Annotated in this window: 14 protein-coding genes, 1 pseudogene and 1 riboswitch; of the genes and pseudogenes, 14 read left to right on the top strand and 1 reads right to left on the bottom strand. The window is 39.0% G+C overall.

Annotated features, from left to right (window positions below; translation table 11 throughout):
* Positions 1 to 68 precede the first annotated feature (68 nt).
* From CJ239_RS03805 to pheT, 13 genes and pseudogenes are all read left to right on the top strand, one after another.
* On the top strand, positions 69 to 1,751 hold the full coding sequence (locus CJ239_RS03805; RefSeq protein WP_102210606.1) for an ABC transporter ATP-binding protein: 1,683 nt from the start codon (positions 69 to 71) through the stop codon (positions 1,749 to 1,751).
* Positions 1,736 to 2,566 carry an energy-coupling factor transporter transmembrane protein EcfT gene (locus tag CJ239_RS03800; protein ID WP_102210605.1) on the top strand — a complete coding sequence of 277 codons (831 nt, stop codon included), beginning with the start codon at positions 1,736 to 1,738 and terminating at the stop codon, positions 2,564 to 2,566. The genes CJ239_RS03805 and CJ239_RS03800 overlap by 16 nt, the downstream gene beginning before the upstream one ends.
* Positions 2,567 to 2,882: 316 nt before the next feature.
* Positions 2,883 to 3,395, top strand: a complete 513-nt coding sequence (locus tag CJ239_RS03795) for a GNAT family N-acetyltransferase (RefSeq protein ID WP_102210604.1) — start codon at positions 2,883 to 2,885, stop codon at positions 3,393 to 3,395.
* 283 nt (positions 3,396 to 3,678) lie between these two features.
* Positions 3,679 to 4,182, top strand: a complete 504-nt coding sequence (locus CJ239_RS03790; RefSeq protein ID WP_050207395.1) for a tRNA (cytidine(34)-2'-O)-methyltransferase — start codon at positions 3,679 to 3,681, stop codon at positions 4,180 to 4,182.
* Between the two features lie 59 nt (positions 4,183 to 4,241).
* A riboswitch (FMN riboswitch) is annotated at positions 4,242 to 4,476 on the top strand.
* A gap of 164 nt (positions 4,477 to 4,640) precedes the next feature.
* Positions 4,641 to 5,204 carry an ECF transporter S component gene (locus CJ239_RS03785; RefSeq protein ID WP_060627504.1) on the top strand — a complete coding sequence of 188 codons (564 nt, stop codon included), beginning with the start codon at positions 4,641 to 4,643 and terminating at the stop codon, positions 5,202 to 5,204.
* Positions 5,194 to 5,844: a phosphatase PAP2 family protein gene (locus CJ239_RS03780; protein WP_102210603.1), complete on the top strand. Its 651-nt coding sequence runs from the start codon at positions 5,194 to 5,196 to the stop codon at positions 5,842 to 5,844. Before CJ239_RS03785 ends, CJ239_RS03780 begins: the two co-directional genes overlap by 11 nt.
* Positions 5,845 to 5,949: 105 nt before the next feature.
* Positions 5,950 to 6,822, top strand: coding sequence for a helix-turn-helix domain-containing protein (locus CJ239_RS03775; RefSeq protein ID WP_102210602.1), 873 nt, complete (start codon positions 5,950 to 5,952; stop codon positions 6,820 to 6,822).
* A 199-nt stretch (positions 6,823 to 7,021) separates the two neighbouring features.
* Positions 7,022 to 8,242, top strand: coding sequence for an MFS transporter (locus CJ239_RS03770; RefSeq protein WP_102210601.1), 1,221 nt, complete (start codon positions 7,022 to 7,024; stop codon positions 8,240 to 8,242).
* Between the two features lie 26 nt (positions 8,243 to 8,268).
* Positions 8,269 to 8,397: pseudogene (locus CJ239_RS03765) on the top strand (phosphatase PAP2 family protein); the annotation flags it as partial.
* A gap of 27 nt (positions 8,398 to 8,424) precedes the next feature.
* Positions 8,425 to 8,871: a chromosome partitioning protein ParB gene (locus CJ239_RS03760; protein ID WP_102210600.1), complete on the top strand. Its 447-nt coding sequence runs from the start codon at positions 8,425 to 8,427 to the stop codon at positions 8,869 to 8,871.
* Positions 8,849 to 9,298: a GNAT family N-acetyltransferase gene (locus tag CJ239_RS03755; protein ID WP_180958206.1), complete on the top strand. Its 450-nt coding sequence runs from the start codon at positions 8,849 to 8,851 to the stop codon at positions 9,296 to 9,298. The genes CJ239_RS03760 and CJ239_RS03755 overlap by 23 nt, the downstream gene beginning before the upstream one ends.
* Positions 9,299 to 9,568: 270 nt before the next feature.
* Complete coding sequence (gene pheS, locus CJ239_RS03750) at positions 9,569 to 10,615, top strand: phenylalanine--tRNA ligase subunit alpha (RefSeq protein WP_102210619.1); 1,047 nt, start codon at positions 9,569 to 9,571, stop codon at positions 10,613 to 10,615.
* Positions 10,616 to 10,735: 120 nt separating this feature from the next.
* Complete coding sequence (pheT, locus tag CJ239_RS03745) at positions 10,736 to 13,141, top strand: phenylalanine--tRNA ligase subunit beta (protein ID WP_102210598.1); 2,406 nt, start codon at positions 10,736 to 10,738, stop codon at positions 13,139 to 13,141.
* Positions 13,142 to 13,734: 593 nt separating this feature from the next.
* On the opposite strand, the gene CJ239_RS03740 is transcribed toward pheT, so the two are convergent.
* Positions 13,735 to 14,244, bottom strand: a complete 510-nt coding sequence (locus tag CJ239_RS03740) for a hypothetical protein (RefSeq protein ID WP_102210597.1) — start codon at positions 14,242 to 14,244, stop codon at positions 13,735 to 13,737.
* Between the two features lie 237 nt (positions 14,245 to 14,481).
* On the opposite strand from CJ239_RS03740, the gene CJ239_RS03735 reads away from it, so the two are divergent.
* Positions 14,482 to 15,363 carry a helix-turn-helix transcriptional regulator gene (locus tag CJ239_RS03735; RefSeq protein ID WP_102210596.1) on the top strand — a complete coding sequence of 294 codons (882 nt, stop codon included), beginning with the start codon at positions 14,482 to 14,484 and terminating at the stop codon, positions 15,361 to 15,363.
* The last annotated feature ends 181 nt before the right edge of the window (positions 15,364 to 15,544 follow it).

Raw genomic sequence — 15,544 nt, 5'->3', positions numbered from 1 at the left:
CCTACGGCTAGCTTCCTGGTTTGCTCTTTGATTTTCATTGAGTAGAAGAAGCGAATGAAGAGAGTAAGATGAAAGAAGCTATAATTGAGTGGAAGGATTTCTCTTTCCAGTATGAAACGCAACAAGAACCGACCTTGCAAGGGGTGGACTTGACCATTTATAAGGGAGAGAAAGTCTTAATTGTTGGACCATCTGGGTCAGGTAAGTCTACCTTGGGTCAATGTTTGAATGGGATTATTCCCAATATTTACAAGGGTCAGACGTCTGGAGAATTTTTGATCAAGGGCCAAGTAGCCTTTGATATGAGTATCTATGATAAATCTCATCTAGTCAGCACGGTTTTGCAGGATACAGATGGGCAGTTTATCGGCTTGTCCGTGGCAGAGGATTTGGCTTTTGCTCTGGAAAATGATGTGACAGCTCTAGAAGAGATGAAAGGTCGTGTTCATAAATGGGCTGAAAAGCTAGACCTTCTTTCTTTACTGAATCAGCGCCCTCAGGATTTGTCAGGTGGACAAAAGCAGCGAGTTAGTCTAGCTGGTGTTTTGATTGATGAGAGTCCGATTCTCTTGTTTGATGAGCCACTCGCCAATCTAGATCCCAAGTCAGGTCAGGACATTATCGAATTGATTGACCAGATTCATAAGGAAGAGGGGACGACGACCCTTATTATTGAGCACCGTTTGGAGGATGTTCTGCATCGGCCTGTGGATCGGATTGTCTTGATAAACGATGGTCGTATCCTCTTTAATGGGAGCCCTGACCAGCTACTGGCGACTGATTTATTGACCCAAAATGGAATCCGAGAACCTCTTTATCTTACCACTCTCCGTCAATTAGGTGTGGATTTAGTCAAGGAAGAACAGTTAGCAAATCTGGATAACTTGTCTATCTCAAAAGGCCAGGTTCAGTTACAGATGGAATTGGCAAAAGAAACCCCAGATTTACAGTCACTCTTTAGATTAGAGGATGTGTCTTTTTCTTATGGTGATAGACCGATTTTAAAATCTCTTCATTTAAATATTAAAAAGGGTGAGAAGATTGCTATTGTCGGGAAAAATGGAGCAGGGAAATCAACCCTAGCCAAGGCCTTAAGTAGCTTTATTCAGACGGAAGGTCGCTATCTTTGGGAAGGACAGGATATAAAAGGAGATTCTGTTGCAGAGCGGGCGGAACGAGTAGGCTATGTGCTGCAAAATCCCAATCAAATGATTTCAACAAACATGATTTTTGATGAGGTGGCTCTAGGACTTCGTTTGCGAGGTGTGGATGAGCAGGAAATTGAAACGAGAGTCTATGAAACTTTGAAAATCTGTGGTCTCTATGAATTTCGTAATTGGCCCATTTCTGCCCTGTCATTTGGGCAGAAAAAGCGTGTCACCATTGCATCGATTTTGGTTTTAGGAGCTGAAATTATCCTCTTAGATGAACCGACTGCAGGTCAAGACCAGAAGAACTATACTGAGATTATGGAATTTCTCGAAGAACTGCATCAAAAAGGGCATACCATTGTCATGATTACCCATGATATGCAATTGATGATGGATTATTCAGACCGAGCTCTTGTCATGGTGGATGGGAAATTGATTGCCGATACTGATCCAGCTAGTCTTTTGAGCAATCCTGAGCTGTTAGTAAAAGCCAATCTAAAAGAAACTTCGATCTTCAACTTGGCCAAGAAACTAGATGTAGACCCACTTGCTTTAACGGCATTTTACAAAGAAAGGAGAGAAGGATGCAAGCTAAATTAATTGGTTACCAGCATAGAGATACTGTGATTCATCGCTTGTCAGGAGCTGGAAAACTTCTCTTTTTCATCCTTGTGTCATTGGCGGCCATGATTAGCTATGATACCAGACTGCTTGTTCTGATTGCCATCTTTTCGGTCTTTCTCCTCTATTTGTCAGAAATCCGTTTTAAAGATGTTTCCTTTGTAGCCGTTTTTGCGACGGTATTTGCCGTTTTAAACGTCTTGATGGTCTATCTCTTTTCTCCCGAGTATGGGGTTGGACTTTACGGAGAGAGAAGTGTGATTTGGCAGGGAATCGGTGCCTACACTCTGACCAGTCAAGAGCTCTTTTATCTGCTAAATCTGGCCATTAAGTACCTTTGCACCATTCCTCTGGCTATTATCTTTTTGATGACAACCCACCCTAGTCAGTTTGCTTCCAGTTTATATCAAATCGGTGTGCCTTACAAGATTGCCTATTCAGTCAGCCTGACCTTGCGCTATATTCCAGATTTGCAGGAAGAATTCTTTACTATCAAGATGTCTCAGGAGGCGCGTGGGATGGAATTATCCAAGAAAGCTTCTCTTATGCAACGAATCAAAGGCAATCTGCTCATTATTACTCCCTTGATTTTTAGCTCGCTAGAACGCATTGATACCATCGCGACCGCTATGGAGCTTCGCCGCTTTGGGAAAGAGAAAAAACGCACTTGGTATAGTTACCAGGCCTTGAAAAAAGGTGATTATCTTACCTTGCTCTTGGCAGCTGTGTTTTTAGTAGCTAGTTTACTACTTATCTTGCAGAATCAGGGACGATTTTACAATCCTTGGAAATAATATTGTCAAAGTTTTCATTAGAGAAGTAAAGAGAAATTATTCTATAACTTTTTATTGATAGATTGTATGAGAAATAAAGTTAATAATTGTATGCTTGAAACTTTTTGATAAAATATGAATTAGTGTGTACACTTTATAGTAGAATTTACACTACAAAATCAAAGTTATTCAAATATAATCATTTTTAACTAAGTTCAGTGTCACAATGTAGAGACGATATAAAATAGTAAAAGTATTTAATTTAAATCGTGTTAATTTCAATTTGTATAAACATGGGAAAATATTGAATGTAGATAATGATGGGAGATGATTTACAATGATCAGTTTAGAGCTGTTGTCTGAAGAAAATAGTTTAGACGTCTATTTTTTTGAAAAAGAGAATCAAGAGTATTTTGAGCGGAATTTGCCTCCTAGACCAGCTAACTATTTTGATTTAGAAGGTTTTAAAGAAATTACGAGGGAATTGTTAAGGGAACAAGAGAATCATGATGTCTACATGCATCTTATTAGAGATGCACAAGGAGTTATGGTCGGAAGAATCAATTTAAGTGTTTTAGAGAATAATCGAAAAACAGCAGAGCTTGGGTATAGGATTGGGGAAAATGTTAGCAATTTAGGTTATGCCAGCGAAGCGGTTAAACTCGTTTTAGAAAAATCCTTCACGACTTATGGTTTCAATAGAATCATTGCAGGAACGGCAACAGGTAATCTAGCCTCTCAGAGGGTGCTTTTAAAAAATGGCTTCACCTTTAGTAGGGTTATAGAAAATGACTTACAAATTCATAATGAGTGGGTTCATACAGCAGTATTTGAGATAACGAAGTCATAATATCATCATTCCCAGTCCACAGATAGGTATAAAAGAGTAAGCAATTTTTGCAGATATTTAAGAATTTTCTCCTAGAAATCCTTGGAAGTAGCTTGAAAAAATTGAAAAAATCAAGTCGTTTCTATTGACAATGATTCTGAAAGTGTTATACTAAGAAAGTAGTTTCGCTGATTTACTTCAAACCTGTTGTGAGGTAAGTTAACGATGCCTTAACCACGCTGTTTGCTGAGCTTGACTCCGGGCAGTGTGGCTATTTTTTTGCAATGGTGAAAGGAAGCAAGTCATGACAAATCACATTGTATTATTTGAACCTCAAATTCCACAAAATACAGGCAATATCGCGCGTACTTGCGCTGCAACCAATTCTCCCCTCCACATCATCAAGCCTATGGGCTTTCCTATTGATGACCGCAAGATGAAGAGAGCTGGATTGGATTATTGGGATAAGCTAGAGATTTATTTTTACGATAGTTTGGAAGATTTTATGTCTCAGATGAAGGGTAAACTCTATCTGATTTCGAAATTTGCTGAAAAAGTCTATTCTGAGGTAGATTTATCGACTGACGAAGACCATTATTTTCTCTTTGGACGTGAAGACAAGGGCTTGCCTGAGGACTTTATGCGAGAACATCCTGAGAAAGCTCTCCGTATTCCTATGAATGATGAACATGTCCGCAGTCTCAATGTGTCTAATACCGTCTGTATGATTGTCTATGAGGCTCTTCGCCAGCAGAACTTTGCAGGTCTTGAGCTTGTTCATACCTATGAAGTGGATAAATTGAAATAAAAAATGAAAATGAAAGTGAACAAAATGCTTGCGCTTGCAAGCGTTTTTTGTTATGATAAAAGAGTCTTCAGGGCAGGGTGTGATTCCCGACCGGCGGTGACTTTAACTAGGAAATGATCTTTTCCTTTTATACTTTGTTGACAAGCTTTGCCTAACCAGAAGTTATGCCTACAGCTTGTCGCCTAGTCTAAAAGAAAAATCTCTATTTCCTTCTCTTTAAAGAAGTCCGCGAGCGCAAGCTGATGTGGTGAGATTCCACAACCGACAGTATAGTCTGGATGGGAGAAGACGAAAGAATAGCTTTGTCTGTTCTGATAGATTTATAGCCAAATTGTAACCGCTTGCTTTAATTTTCTTTAATAGAGTAAGAGGGAAGATTTGGGATATAAAAAGTGAGAATAGATAGAGGAATCCTTTCTAACTTCTTCTGATTTTATAGAAAATTGGAGGAACCTGTTATGACAAACACACGTCGACTTTCGACCATTGCGATTTTATCAGCCATCTCATTTGTGCTGATGTACTTTGACTTTCCGCTTCTACCAGCGGCGTCCTTCCTCAAGATCGAATTTAGTATCTTGCCAGTCCTTGTAGGTCTGGTGGTCATGGATTTGCCTGCTGCTCTAGGAATTCTCTTGCTTCGCTCACTCTTGAAATTGCTTCTTAATAGTCAAGGAGTGAATACTTACATTGGTTTGCCAATGAATATCGTAGCTTTGGGAGTTTTTGTCATCGTATTTGCTTTGATTTGGAAAAAGGAACGGACAACCCTTCGTTTCCTACTAGGCTCTCTAGCTGGGACTATTGGTTTAACCGTGGCTATGTTGGTTCTCAACTATGTTTACGCTGTTCCTTTGTACGCTAAGTTTGCTAACTTTGATATTGGAAAAATTTTGGGACTTTCCAACTACCTAATGACCATGGTATTACCTTTTAATTTGATTGAGGGTGTAATCTTTGCCGTTTCATTCTGGTTGTTGTATGTCCTTTTGAAACCAACCTTAAAACATTATGAAAGATAAACAAATATTTTTAATGAAGGGCAGTTTTGCCCTTTTACTTTTCGTTATTCTTGGCTATATGGTCAAATTTTACCCTGAAACGCTGGTCGGTTTTGACCAACCGATTCAGACGGCTGTTCGAGGAGACTTGCCAGATTACTTGACGATTCTTTTCAGAGGTATCACACGCCTGATTGATATTCCAGTGATTATCACTTGGGTTGTCATTACATCCTTTGTCTTTTATCGTAAGCGGTGGAAGATTGAAAGCCTACTTATGCTGGGAAATTTGGCTTTGGCTGGTCTTTTAATCGTGACCTTTAAAAATATCTACCAGCGCCCACGACCAGCTATTTTACACTTGGTTGAGGAGAAGGGATTTTCCTTTCCAAGCGGCCATTCTCTAGCAGTGACGCTGATGGTAGGAACTTTGATTGTGATTCTCAGTCAACGGATGAAAAATCCAGTCTGGAGAAAAATCGTGCAAATCGTCCTTGGCCTCTACCTAGTCAGTGTGTTGGTATCAAGGGTCTATCTGGGAGTTCATTATCCATCAGATGTCCTTGCCAGTCTCTGTGTGGGCTTGGGAGTCTTGTTTATCGAGTTTCCCTTCTATGACAAGCTCCGCTTCCAATGGCGATTTAAAGGCAAGCAGAAGTGATGGAAAAGATAAAAAATTGTACAAATAGAACCATATGAAATATATACTTGAAACATGTTTTGGAATTTGATATATTTTAATAAATAAAGCAAGGAGGAAGAAAGTGTGGGTATGTTATTAGCGACACGCTTAAAAAATAAAAGAAAGGAATTAAAATTATCTCAAAAAGAATTAGCTGAGGGGATTTGTGAGCAAGGGCAGATTAGCCGTATGGAGCAAGGTAAATACTCACCTGGGTCAGAATTACTCTTTCAACTATCTAAGCGCTTGAAGGTGAGCATGGATTATTTCTTTGAAGATACTGAGGTTTCTAGTTTAGAAAATATTGATAAGTTTAAAGAACTATCTAAGAAATTTTTAGATGAGAGGGAATATGAATCTCTCCATTATATCTATGAACTGGAAAAATCTAAACGTGCTCGTCTATCTGCTAAAGACCAGATTTATTTGGACTGGATTGATACATTAGTTCAATTCCGTTATCTAAATCATCAAACAGAGGCAGTTGCGAAACTGGAAAAAATATTGTTATCTCTGAAAAAATCTGATTTTTACTATCTACAACTGGGAAATACCTTGGCTAATTTTTATTTTGATATGGGGCAGGAAGACACATATCAGGAACTCTATCAACTTTTAAAAGAGAACCTCCAGTCACTATCTGTTCATCATTTGGAACAGTTAGAATTGATGATTAAATTCCGATATAACTATTGTAGATATTTGTGGTTGAATGAACGAACATCTGAAGCTATAGAAGAAATTACAGAAACAATAGCTATTTGTAAAAGGTATAATAGTAGTTATCGATTAGCAGATTTGTATTGTTTATTGGGAAATATAAGCGTTGGATTTGCTGAAAGGGATAGGATACTAGGTTTTTATCAAGTATCTTATCAGCTTTACAAGCACGAAGAGAAGCAGAGAATGATGCTAGAAATTGAGAAGGAAATGAAATTATTGGAAAGTGAAGATTAAGAAAAAGATTTGTATTTTTAGATAACTTAAATTCATATTTCAAAAAAAATAATAAAACACCATAAAAATTATTGACAAAGTAAAATTGATGTGTTAAAATATCATTAATAGTTTTTGATTTTGGTATTGGAACTTTGGGGATATATTGGGCGTTGTTAGGATTTCAATTTCCTTTTGAGCTGAAGAAGGAGGCAATCCAATGAATACTTTTCTGACCAATAAAAATTATCGGATGTTGCTTATTAATCAATGGGTTTCGTCATTTGGTGATACGCTGTTTTATATTTCCTTTATTTCTTATGTATCTGGCTATCAATTTGCTTCATTAGCTGTTCTTTGTATAACAGTTTCGGAGACTTTGCCGCAGATTTCTCAGTTGTTCACAGGCGTTATTGCCGATTTTCAAAAAAATCGTGTTGCAAAATATATTGCTATATTGGCAAGTAAGTTTCTGCTTTATACTCTATTGACACTGTTTGTAACGGATAAGAACTTTTCTATGGGGATGGTTTTTCTTATTTGTGGCATCAATCTTTTATCAGATACCATGAGTTATTTTGCAGGTGCTATGATTTCTCCTTTGTATGTGAGGATTATAGGAGATGATATGACAGATGCTATGGGGTTTAGACAGGCAACTGCTGGTGTAGTTAATATTCTTAGCAACCTTACAGGTGGAGTTTTGATTGGGGTCATCAGTCTTCAGATGTTTGTGGGTTTGAATGCTTTGACCTTTCTTTTTGCACTGTTGGGTGTGGTGTTTATTCGTACTTCTTTGAGAGATATTGAGGGACAGATGGAGGTTAGTAAAAGATTAACCGCAAAATCTTTTGGAGAGCATTTCCTCTATTCTATGAAGATATTGGCAAGTTTTCCAGCCATCATCAAATTAATATTCATTGCAGCTATGAACCAAGTGATTTTAAGCATTATTACCCCTTTAACGACTTTGATGTTAATCCATCATCCATTTATCTTCTTTGATACTGGGAAATCCATTGCAGTATTGTCAGTGGTTACTTTTTCAGGAACGATTGTGGGAAGTTTTTTGAGTGGAGGTATCCTAAAAAATATTCCCATAAAAATGATTGTCTACTTTGAAGAAATTATGCATCTCTGTATTCTCTTTTCTTGGTTGACTAATCATTTCCTTCTTTTATTGGTGGTTGTCTTCTTATGCGCAGTTGCGGTAGGAATGATGGGGCCTCGGATTTTCAACCTTGTATTCTCGATGGTTCCAGAAGAAGTCATGGGAACCATCCAGTCAGTGCTTGGAGTATTCAATGTTGTTGTACCAGGAATTCTTAGCATGCTCATCGTTGCCTTAGCGAGTGCTACAAACCTAAAAATCACAGTGCTTCCACTTTTTATTTTTGTATTGACTGCCTTAGCAATTGTGAAAGCAATGAAAATAGAGTAATAGTAGTATGAACTACTGTCTCTTTTTGGGTGGGAGTTCACTATCCATCAGACGTCCTTGCCAGTCTCTGTGTGGGCTTGGGAGTCTTGTTTATCGAATTTCCCTTCTATGACAAGCTCCGCTTCCAATGGCGATTTAAAGGCAAGCAGAAGTGAGTATTGAATTTGCTTGAGGAGAAAGAAATGAAAGTCAACATAAAAGATCTTCATCCAACTCAACTATACTTATCAGAAAAGAAACTAGAAGGTATTCAGAGGCTTTACCAGTCGGCAGAAACAATCCAAGTCGATCCAATCAGTATTCTTGCGTTCGGAGATTGCTTGTTGATTACAGATGGGCATCACAGGGCTTATCAGGCTTTATTGGCAGGTCGGGATACGATTTCTGCTGAGTGGGATAGAGACGGTGGTTATGAACTATATCATCTCTATGCGCAAGTCTGCGAAGAAAGAAAAATTTACTCTGTTCTGGATTTAAAAAATCATATCTTACCTCAAGATGAGTATGAAGCAAAATGGTATAACTGGTGTGAGGGTTTTAATCAAGCAGCAACTCTCTTATTGAAAAGGAAAGAAGATGAAACAGACCCTACAAATAGATCATGCACTGCGTCTTGTTCCTTATTATAAGGTCAATCATTGTGAGGAAGCTTTTGCTTGGTATCAGGATGTGAACTTGGTTTACCTCGTAGATGGTGTGAAGAGACCTTACAGTCCAGCGACCTTGGAAGCTATGTATTCCTATTTGGATCAGCATGGTGAGCTTTTTTGGATTGAAGTCAAGGAGAAGGGAGAATGGTTTCCAATTGGGGATGTTACACTATCTCAGGATAATCTCCCCATTGTGATTGGGAATCCCGCTTACCAACATCGAGGACTTGGGAAAAAGGTTCTAAGTACTTTGATTGAATTGGCTCGAGTAAAAGGGTGGAAAGAATTGAAAGTCAAGGAAATCTATACCTACAATCATGCTTCTAGGAGGTGTTTCAAGTCGCTTGGATTTGTGGAAGATGGAGCAACAGAAAAAGGAACGAGTTTTATATTGAAATTAGTCTAATCTAACTTGTTTTTTAACTCAAAATCTGATAAACTATGTAGTAACTGAATAGAAATCTGCAAGACTAGTAGCCCAAGGGAAGTATATCAGGGAGGAGAGCCGTGACTGCAAGCTCTCTATATGAAAGCTGGGTGAATTCACTTGCGCATGGATTTAGAAATGAAGGTCTGACTTGTCAGATGAAAACGGATGGTACCGCGTGTCAACGCTCCGAGTGGAGTTTTTGGCATGTGGTTTTCTTTTTATCTACGAGCGACTGATGGAGGAATTATGTCAACTATTGAAGAACAATTAAAAGCGCTTCGTGAAGAAACGCTGGCTAGCTTGAAGCAGATTACTGCTGAAAATGAAAAAGAGATGCAAGATTTGCGTGTCTCTGTCCTTGGTAAAAAGGGTTCGCTCACTGAAATCCTCAAAGGGATGAAAGATGTCTCTGCTGAGATGCGTCCAATCATTGGGAAACACGTCAATGAAGCTCGTGATGTCTTGACAGCAGCCTTTGAAGAAACAGCTAAGCTCTTGGAAGAAAAGAAAGTCGCAGCTCAACTGGCTAGCGAGAGTATCGATGTGACGCTTCCAGGTCGTCCAGTTGCGACTGGTCACCGTCATGTTTTGACACAAACCAGTGAAGAAATCGAAGATATCTTTATCGGTATGGGTTACCAAGTCGTGGATGGTTTTGAAGTGGAGCAAGACTACTATAACTTTGAACGTATGAACCTTCCAAAAGACCACCCAGCTCGTGATATGCAGGACACATTCTATATCACAGAAGAAATCTTACTCCGTACCCACACGTCTCCAGTTCAGGCGCGTGCCATGGACGCCCATGATTTTTCAAAAGGTCCTTTGAAGATGATTTCGCCAGGGCGTGTCTTCCGTCGTGACACAGACGATGCGACCCACAGTCACCAGTTCCACCAAATTGAAGGCTTGGTTGTAGGGAAGAACATTTCTATGGCAGACCTTCAAGGAACCCTTCAGTTGATTGTCCAAAAAATGTTCGGTGAAGAGCGTCAAATTCGTTTGCGTCCATCTTATTTCCCATTCACAGAGCCATCTGTTGAGGTGGATGTTTCTTGCTTCAAGTGTGGAGGAGACGGCTGTAACGTATGTAAGAAAACAGGTTGGATCGAAATTATGGGTGCCGGCATGGTTCACCCACGTGTTCTCGAAATGAGTGGTATCGATGCGACTGTTTACTCTGGATTTGCCTTTGGTCTTGGACAAGAGCGTGTAGCTATGCTCCGTTACGGAATCAACGATATCCGTGGCTTCTACCAAGGGGATGTCCGCTTCTCAGAACAGTTTAAATAAGATTGAAACCTGAAATACAGTCCTAGTCAGCTACTCTTGACGAGAAATGGTGAGGACTGACTCGAAGAAAAAGAAAGGAATTGAAAAGGTCTTACTTGGTGGGACCTTACAATTAGAATTATGCTTGTATCTTATAAATGGTTAAAAGAATTGGTGGACATTGATGTTCCATCACAAGAGTTGGCTGAAAAAATGTCAACTACAGGGATCGAGGTCGAAGGTGTCGAATCACCGGCTGCTGGTCTCTCAAAAATTGTCGTCGGTGAGGTCTTGTCTTGCGAAGATGTGCCAGAAACTCACCTCCATGTTTGTCAGGTTAACGTTGGCGAAGAAGAAACCCGTCAAATCGTTTGTGGTGCCCCAAATGTGCGTGCTGGCATCAAGGTTATGGTGGCTCTTCCAGGAGCTCGCATCGCTGACAACTACAAAATCAAAAAAGGAAAAATCCGTGGTTTCGAGTCACTTGGGATGATCTGTTCACTTGGTGAACTGGGAATTTCTGACTCAGTTGTACCAAAGGAGTTCGCAGATGGCATCCAAATCTTGCCTGAAGACGCCGTTCCAGGTGAGGAAGTCTTCTCATACCTAGACTTGGATGATGAAATCATCGAACTTTCTATCACACCAAACCGTGCAGATGCCCTTTCTATGCGTGGAGTGGCTCACGAAGTAGCAGCCATCTATGACAAGGCAGTCAACTTTAAAGAATTTACTCTTTCAGAAATTGACCAAGCTGCAGCAGATGCTCTTTCTGTGGGCATTGAGACAGACAAGGCGCCTTACTATGCAGCTCGTATCTTGGACAATGTGACTATCGCACCAAGTCCACAATGGTTGCAAAACCTTCTCATGAATGAAGGTATCCGTCCTATTAACAACGTGGTGGACGTGACCAACTACATCCTGCTCTACTTTGGTCAACCTATGCATGCCTTTGACTTGGATACCTTTGAAGGAACTGACATCCGTGTGCGTGAAGCGCGTGCTGGTGAAAAATTAGTGACCTTGGACGGTGAAGAGCGAGAACTTGCAGAAACTGACCTAGTTATCACTGTCGCAGACAAGCCAGTTGCCCTTGCAGGTGTTATGGGTGGAGAGGCTACAGAAATCTCTGAAAAATCTAGTCGGGTAGTTCTTGAAGCAGCTGTTTTCAATGGAAAATCAATCCGCAAGACTAGCGGACGTCTCAACCTTCGTTCTGAGTCATCTTCTCGCTTTGAAAAAGGGATTAATGTGGCAACTGTTAACGAAGCCCTTGATGCGGCGGCTAGCATGATTGCAGAACTTGCAGGTGCGACGGTGCGTAAAGGTATCGTTTCAGCGGGTGAGCTTGATACCTCTGATGTGGAAGTTTCTTCAACTCTTGCTGATGTTAACCGTGTCCTCGGAACTGATCTTTCTTATGCTGATGTAGAAGACGTCTTCCGTCGTCTTGGCTTTGGTCTTTCTGGAAATGCAGACAGCTTTACAGTCAGCGTACCACGTCGTCGTTGGGATATCACAATCGAAGCGGACCTCTTTGAAGAAATCGCTCGTATCTATGGATATGACCGCTTGCCAACCAGCCTTCCAAAAGACGATGGTACAGCTGGTGAATTGACTGCGACACAAAAACTCCGCCGTCAAGTTCGTACGATTGCTGAAGGAGCAGGTTTGACAGAAATCATCACCTATGCTCTAACAACTCCTGAAAAAGCAGTTGAGTTCACAGCTCAACCAAGTACCCTTACGGAACTTATGTGGCCAATGACAGTGGACCGTTCTGTCCTCCGTCAAAATATGATCTCAGGTATTCTTGATACTGTTGCCTATAACGTGGCTCGTAAGAATAAAAATTTGGCCCTTTACGAGATCGGAAAAGTCTTTGAACAAACTGGCAATCCAAAAGAAGAACTTCCAAATGAGATTAATAGCTTTGCCTTTGCCTTGACAGGCTTGGTTGCTGAAAAAGATTTCCAAACAGCAGCAGTTCCAGTTGATTTCTTCTATGCTAAGGGAATCCTTGAAGCCCTATTTACTCGCTTGGGACTAGAAGTGACCTATACAGCTACAGCTGAAATTGCTAGCCTTCATCCAGGTCGTACCGCTATGATTTCACTCGGTGACCAAGTTCTTGGTTTCCTTGGCCAAGTGCATCCAGTCACTGCTAAGGCCTACGATATTCCAGAAACGTATGTAGCTGAGCTCAACCTTTCAGCCATCGAAGCTGCCCTTCAGCCAGCGGCTCCATTTGTGGAAATTACTAAATTCCCAGCAGTCAGCCGTGACGTTGCCCTTCTTCTCAAAGCAGAAGTGACTCACCAAGAAGTTGTGGATGCTATCCAAGCTGCAGGCGTAAAACGTTTGACAGATATCAAACTCTTTGACGTCTTCTCAGGCGAAAAATTGGGACTTGGTATGAAGTCAATGGCTTATAGCTTGACCTTCCAAAATCCAGAAGATAGCTTAACAGACGAAGAAGTCGCACGCTACATGGAAAAAATCCAAGCATCACTTGAAGAAAAAGTCAATGCAGAAGTGCGTTAAGTTATTAGAGTTTGAAATAAAAATTTAGACTTAAACATAAAAAACGAATAAAACTAGTTTTCTGGAGAGTCAGAATTTTGTTTTATTCGTTTTTTTGATTGCTTTAAATAAGGTCAGTTTCCCTTTGATGTATGACAATTATAAATAAAGATCAGTTGATAGCAGATTGAATCTAGAGTAGTATATCGCGATTGCTAAAACATTTCTAGAAATTAATTTGACTTCCCTAATCGATTTGTTCACCTTTTATTTCAATCTATTATATCTGAAATTTCAAAATACGGTTTTAAACTATCGGTTGAAGACTGTTAAGAATGAATAAAGTCAAACTACTTTTTCTTAGCATTTAATAATTTGAGTTCCTGCCCCTTAGTGATTGACATTCTTATTGTTACCCTCTCTATATATTAAATAGAGTCCAAGTAAAAAAGTCCAGTTTAAGATTGAAATGATTAACAAATTTCGAGATAAGATGTAAGGTTCGTACAATTCTCCTTCAGGTAAAAAAATAGATTGATAGGAAAGACATATAATTGCGAGTAGGAATGATAGTAATATGCAGAGTTTTCCTATTATATTGTTGCTCATATCTTTTATCTATAGATTAATCTATATTCTCCTCTAACTGGTCGTTTTACAGTATATGAATTTCTGCTAAATTCTCCACCGTCGTAAAATCTAGCAATTCTAGTTCCACTTTCGACTTCATATAAAACCCTAAATCCAACGTAAGCGCTTCTTCTTGGAGGGACATTTAATGTGTAACCGACACCACTAGATATAGAAGCCTGAGCTCCGATATTAATACCTTTTACATCTCCTGATATACTTGTACCAAAAGTTTTACTTTGATTTACGGATATACTAGCACCTGCTCTTCCTGTAGTCACTGTGTAGCTAACAGGTGTATAGTTAGACCATTCTTTTCGATACCGTACATTTGTTTTTTGATAAGTAAGTCCTCCATAGCTTCGACTTTGACCTATGGTTTCTGAATTAGTATTTGTTTCATCTGCATAAATTTCGTGTGTATTGAGCAATGATAGAGCTCCTATAACAGAGAAAAGAATGAGAGATTTTGCTAGCTTATTGGTATTATTCATTTTATTTTTCCTCCTTTATTTAGATATTCAATTTATGGAAGCCACGGCCAGAGTGGTTTACTAAATAACAAAACCAGAAGAGGTAAGATACTTGCTATTCTAGTTTTTGCGATGAAATGTAGGATTCTCATATGATATTCCTCCTTGTTTTTTATTTATAGATAGTATACAATAAAAAATGTAAGCGTTTTTGCATATGACAAGTTTTTTTGCGCCTGAAATTTTGGAGGTAAGTAGATGAGATGGGATTACTATAAGATTTTTAAAAAAATACGAGAAGATAAGCATTTATCTCAAACTCAGGTGGCAGGGCAAATGGTTAGTAGGCAGTCGGTTGCTGCATTTGAGAGCAATAAGGCGACGCCAAAATTTGAGAATATGGAATATCTCCTAAGACAAATGGATATGACTTTTGCAGAGTTTCAATATATTTGTGATTATTATCAACCTAATGAACGGATGAACATTATGATGAAATTACAAGAACTAACCACACTAATGACTAGGGAGCAAATTGAAGATCTTGTAATACAGTGTAGAAGTTACTTAAAAACATGTGATGATATACCTATTTTTAGGAGGATGCAATTATTACAATTATATTTACAGGATGATAAAGAAGTTAATAATCAACTTTTAGCTGAGCAAATTTGGAAAGAATTACAAAGTTACGAAGAGTGGTATCTAGGAGATTTAACCTTATTGGTAGGAATTTTACCTTATGTCTCTATGGAAAGTGTCTTAACTTTGACTGACCAGATATTGGCGACTTTAAAACGGTATGAATCATACGTTAACATTAAGGAAGCTAGATTTACCATTCTTTCTAATCTAGCAGTAACTTTCTTGTATAATGACTATAGAGAAAAATCATTGGAACTTATTAAACTTGCTTTAAAAACGGCTCAATTAACACATAGAAGTGATTATCTTGGTTTTTGCTGGGTTTATCAGGGAATACTTCAGAAAGACTACCGATTGGTAGATAAAGGATTACTCCTTCTTGAAATGACAGATGAACTGGTTTCTTATAAAAAATGTTGTCAAGAAATTATTCGCTTTTTTCCAGAAGTCTTAGAGGAAGAAAACTTTATGAGGAAAAAGGAGTTACTCAAATAACAATTCAGGATCAAAAATGGACAGTTGAGGAACAGAGAAGATAAATTGGAGTTTACCACTGTATAATGTACTCATAACCAAAAGTACTCCAAGATTTTTTACTAAAATGAGGATGATAAAAATGGATAGAAATCATTGTAAAGGATATCAAAAAGGAGTATAATGAGTGCAAGATATTTCG

Source organism: Streptococcus sp. UMB0029 (genome assembly GCF_002871495.1).
Taxonomy (GTDB): Bacteria; Bacillota; Bacilli; order Lactobacillales; family Streptococcaceae; genus Streptococcus.
This window is presented reverse-complemented; position numbering and strand designations above follow the sequence as displayed.

Coding starts and splice junctions, on each gene's coding strand:
- CJ239_RS03740 (WP_102210597.1), bottom strand. CDS start 14,244: ATGAATAATACCAATAAGCTAGCAAAATCTCTCATTCTTTTCTCTGTT.
- CJ239_RS03735 (WP_102210596.1), top strand. CDS start 14,482: ATGAGATGGGATTACTATAAGATTTTTAAAAAAATACGAGAAGATAAG.
- CJ239_RS03780 (WP_102210603.1), top strand. CDS start 5,194: ATGAAAGATAAACAAATATTTTTAATGAAGGGCAGTTTTGCCCTTTTA.
- CJ239_RS03805 (WP_102210606.1), top strand. CDS start 69: ATGAAAGAAGCTATAATTGAGTGGAAGGATTTCTCTTTCCAGTATGAA.
- CJ239_RS03785 (WP_060627504.1), top strand. CDS start 4,641: ATGACAAACACACGTCGACTTTCGACCATTGCGATTTTATCAGCCATC.
- CJ239_RS03770 (WP_102210601.1), top strand. CDS start 7,022: ATGAATACTTTTCTGACCAATAAAAATTATCGGATGTTGCTTATTAAT.
- pheS (WP_102210619.1), top strand. CDS start 9,569: ATGTCAACTATTGAAGAACAATTAAAAGCGCTTCGTGAAGAAACGCTG.
- CJ239_RS03760 (WP_102210600.1), top strand. CDS start 8,425: ATGAAAGTCAACATAAAAGATCTTCATCCAACTCAACTATACTTATCA.
- CJ239_RS03795 (WP_102210604.1), top strand. CDS start 2,883: ATGATCAGTTTAGAGCTGTTGTCTGAAGAAAATAGTTTAGACGTCTAT.
- CJ239_RS03790 (WP_050207395.1), top strand. CDS start 3,679: ATGACAAATCACATTGTATTATTTGAACCTCAAATTCCACAAAATACA.
- pheT (WP_102210598.1), top strand. CDS start 10,736: ATGCTTGTATCTTATAAATGGTTAAAAGAATTGGTGGACATTGATGTT.
- CJ239_RS03800 (WP_102210605.1), top strand. CDS start 1,736: ATGCAAGCTAAATTAATTGGTTACCAGCATAGAGATACTGTGATTCAT.